Origin of the sequence: Streptomyces torulosus, assembly GCF_001419765.1 — a bacterium.
In the GTDB taxonomy this organism is placed as follows: domain Bacteria; phylum Actinomycetota; class Actinomycetes; order Streptomycetales; family Streptomycetaceae; genus Streptomyces; species Streptomyces torulosus.
The window spans coordinates 1-3,754 of record NZ_LIRK01000432.1 but is presented as its reverse complement, the minus strand read 5'-3'; the positions used below and the strand labels follow the sequence as shown (position 1 = coordinate 3,754).

General features: G+C 73.7%; 4 protein-coding genes. 2 read left to right on the top strand and 2 right to left on the bottom strand.

Translation table 11 applies throughout. The features are described from left to right. Positions 1–9: 9 nt before the first annotated feature. Entirely contained in the window at positions 10–1,104 is a 1,095-nt protein-coding gene (gene lxmJ, locus AOK23_RS27975) for a F420-dependent peptide dehydroalanine reductase LxmJ (RefSeq protein WP_079049742.1), read from the top strand. Here lxmJ and AOK23_RS52040 read toward each other — a convergent pair. Next, positions 1,082–1,777, bottom strand: a complete 696-nt coding sequence (locus tag AOK23_RS52040) for a PA14 domain-containing protein (RefSeq protein ID WP_206336309.1) — start codon at positions 1,775–1,777, stop codon at positions 1,082–1,084. The two genes, lxmJ and AOK23_RS52040, sit on opposite strands and share 23 nt — an antisense overlap. 317 nt (positions 1,778–2,094) lie before the next feature. Beyond that, positions 2,095–2,445 (bottom strand): winged helix-turn-helix transcriptional regulator, encoded by a 351-nt coding sequence (locus tag AOK23_RS27965; RefSeq protein WP_055715389.1) that lies wholly within the window; start codon positions 2,443–2,445, stop codon positions 2,095–2,097. A 97-nt stretch (positions 2,446–2,542) separates the two neighbouring features. On the opposite strand from AOK23_RS27965, the gene AOK23_RS27960 reads away from it, so the two are divergent. Beyond that, positions 2,543–3,424, top strand: coding sequence for an NAD(P)-dependent oxidoreductase (locus AOK23_RS27960; RefSeq protein WP_055715391.1), 882 nt, complete (start codon positions 2,543–2,545; stop codon positions 3,422–3,424). Positions 3,425–3,754 lie beyond the last annotated feature (330 nt).

Sequence of the window (3,754 nt, the reverse complement as noted above, 5' to 3'; positions counted from 1 at the left end):
GAGGACCCGATGACCACCACGGAACCCCGGCCGACCGGCACGGAAGCCCGGCCGACGAGTACGGCACCCGCGCCGACCGCCACGGAACCCCAGTCGACGACTACGGACCCCCGGCCGACCGCCGTGAACGCCAACCCGGCGGTGCGCGACCTGCCCGCCGTCCTCTACCCCCTCCAGCCCGACCACCCCGAACTCGTGGCCCCGTTCGCCGCGTCCGTGGCCCGTACCGGGGCGCGGCGCCTGTGGCTCTGCCAGTCCTTCCGTGCCGAACCCCACCAGGTGCTGGCCCATCTGGCCGGGATGGGGCACACCGTGCCCGTGGGCACCGCGGTGACGCTGCTGCCGCTGCGGCACCCGTACGAGGCGGCGCTCCAGGCCCGTTCGCTGGCGCTGCTCACCGGGCAGCCGGTGGTGGCCGGGTACGGCATCGGCACGCCCGACTTCGCCAAGGGCCTCGCGCCGGAGCCGTACCGCAGCCCCCGTACGGCGGTCGGCGACTACGTCCGCTCCGTACGAGCCCTGCTGGACGGCGAGAGCGTGGCGTACGACGGCCCGTACCACCGGCTGCACGCCGAGCTGCCGCCGGTCGGGCCGCACGCGCCGGTGGAGGTGGGGGCCGGGGTGCTCCGGCCCGGCATGGCGCGGACGGCGGGCGCGACGGCGGACGTGGCGATCACCTGGATGACCCCGCCGGCGTATGTACGGGACGTGCTCGTCCCCCAACTGGCCGCGGGCGCGGCCGAGTCGGGGCGTGCCGGGCGGCCCCGGATCGCGACGGCCGTGCATGTCGCCGTCGCCCGGCCGGGCCGCGACCCGCGCCATCTGGCCCGGGTCGCCGCGGGCGCGCACCTGGGCGCCCCGCACTACGCGGACATGCTCCGCCGCGCCGGCGTGGACACCGGCGGCCCGGACCCCGCCGCCGAACTGCTTCGCGCCGAGGTCGTCGTCACCGGCACACCGGAGGAGATCGCCGGCACCTTGGCCCGCTACCGGGCCGCTGGTGTCGACGAGATCCTCCTCAACCCCACCGCCGTCCTCCTCACGGAGGGCGTGCACGCGGCGGTGGACGACATGGAGGAGATCATCGCGGCGACGGCGGGGTGACGGTCCCCGCACGGGACTGCGGAACCGCCGTGAACGCGACCTCGGCGGCGCCGCTCCGGTTGACGTAGTCGACGCGCAGGGTGTGCCGTCCGGGCGGGATGGTGACGTCGACGCTCTTCGAGACCGGCGTCGGGCCGTACGTCCAGACGGGCGTCGGGCCGTACGTCGAGACCGGCGTCGGGCCGTACGGCGAGACCGGCGTCGGGCCGTACGTCCAGACGGGCGTCGGGCCGTACGTCGAGACCGGCGTCGGGCCGTACGGCGAGACCGGCGTCGGGCCGTACGGCGAGACCGGCGTCGGCACTGCCGTCGCGCCCGGCGACAGGACGGCCGTCGCGCCCGGCGTCGGGACGTCGCCGCGGACATCACCTCGGAGGTCGATCCGCAGCCGGCCGTCGACGTACACGCGGACGCCGCCGTCCCGCCCCGACGCCGTGAGGGTGAACGGACCGCCGGAGCCGAAGTCCCGTGTCACGCTCCACCGCACGCCGAAGCGGTCGTCCGGCAACCCCGGCGCGGGCGCGTCCGTGCCCCAGTCCTGGGCGATCGCGCTGTCGCAGTCCGTCGTCAGCGGCGTACCCGAGAACGACGTGTTCGCGAACATCTGCCGTTTGAACACGGACGGCGCACAGGTCACGGCCGCCTGGGCGGTCAACGCGTACACCCCGCCCATCGCCGCGGCGATGACCGTCGCCACGGCGGTGGCCCCCACCCGCCGCCGTCGACGCCCACGGCGCCATCGACGCCCCGTCCTCCCGGACGCGGAACGAGAACCCTCGGACATCACTCGCAGCCCTTTCGGCCCACAGACACGGAACGAATGACCTTCGGTGTGGGGGTGGTGGGGCGCTACAGCGCAGGTGGGGCTGCTGGGACACCTGAGCGCGTAGCGGCGAGGATAAGGGATGCCTTTCGGGGTGGGAACGGGCGGCCGCATGCCGAGACCAGCCGAGGTCGGCCCAGGTCGGCCCAGGTCGGCCTGGAGCGGGGTCAGGTCGTGCGGGCCGGGGGCGGCTGCTCGCGTCCCCAGGCGGCCAGGGGCTGGAGCGCGTCGTTGAGGCGGATGCCGGACTCGGTCAGCGAGTACTCGACGCGGGGCGGCACCTCGTCGTAGGAGACACGGTGCACGACACCGTCGGCCTCCAGCTCCCGCAGATGGGAGGCCAGCACCTTCTCGGTGATCCCCGGGAGCAGCCGGCGCAGTTCGCCGAAGCGGCGGCAGGGCTGCTCGTGGAGCGCCCAGAGGATGAGCACCTTCCACTTGCCGCCGATCACCTCCATCGCGGTGTCGATGCCGCAGACGTGTCCGTCCGGTGTGCCCGGCCGGTTCAGCGTCGTCATGCCCCACCCTTTCCGACGTGCTCGCTCACCGCGGGGTAACCACCCACCGCCAAGTGCGTACTTGATCGATTCCGGCGCTGTGACCAGCCTGTTCGGCATGACACAGAACCCTGTTGAGAAGACGCCCGTCACGCTGCTGGGGCTCGGTGCGATGGGCACCGCGCTGGCCCGTGCCTGGCTCGCCGCCGGCCACCCGCTCACCGTCTGGAACCGTACCCCGGCCCGTGCCGACGCACTCGCCGCCGAGGGCGCGACGGTCACGGACAGCGCCGCCGAGGCGGTCGCGGCCAACGCCTTAGTGATCGCGTGCTTGTTGGACGACGCGTCGGTCGCCGAGGTGCTGTCCGGCACCGACCTGGCCGGCCGGGACCTGGTCAACCTGACCACCAGCACCCCCGAACAGGCCCGTGCCCGCGCCGGATGGGCCGACGGGCTCGGCGCCCGCTACCTGGACGGCGGGATCATGGCCGTCCCCCCGATGATCGGCGTCCCGCGGTCCGGCGGCTATGTCCTGTACAGCGGCTCGCAGGAGCTGTTCGAGCAGCACCGGGAGACCCTGGGCGTCCCGGCGGGCACCACCTACGTCGGAGGGAACGCGGGCTTCGCCGCCCTGTACGACGTGGCGCTGCTCAGCGCCATGTACGGCATGTTCGCGGGCACCGCGCACGCCTTCGCCCTGATCCGCAAGGAGGACATCGACCCCGCCGAGTTCGCCCCGCTGCTCGCCGGCTGGCTCACCGCGATGGCCCCGTCCGTGCACCAGACCGCCGACCAACTGCGCAGCGGCGACTACACCAGGAACGTCGTCTCCGACCTGGCCATGCAGGTGGCCGGCACGCCCACGTTCCTGGAGACCGCGCGACAGCAGGGCGTCAGCCCCGAACTCCTCAGCCCCTACTTCGAGCTGATGCGCCGCCGCCTGACCGAGGCCGGCGGCAAGGAGGACCTGACGGGCGTGATCGACCTGCTGCTGCGCTGACCGACGCGCCGACCGCAACGGGCCGGGGGCTACGCCTTCGGCAGCTGCCCGCTGTGGAGGCGACGGGGACCAGGGGGCAACGCGTGCCATGGGGCCGGAGTTGGGGGAGAGGGAGCCGTGGCCCGACATCGTTTTGGCCCCGGGGCGCAGCCTCGCGTGCGCGCCGACCGACTCCGTGCAACCTGCGTCCCACCGGTCGCCGCCAGGGAACTTTCCCGCCTCGAACGGTGTCTCACCAGGTGATACGCGTAGGCCGCTGCTGGGGAGGCAACTCATGGCCATGGTCGGGCTGTTCTGGATCGCCGAGGACGGCGGGGTGTATGTGGGGGC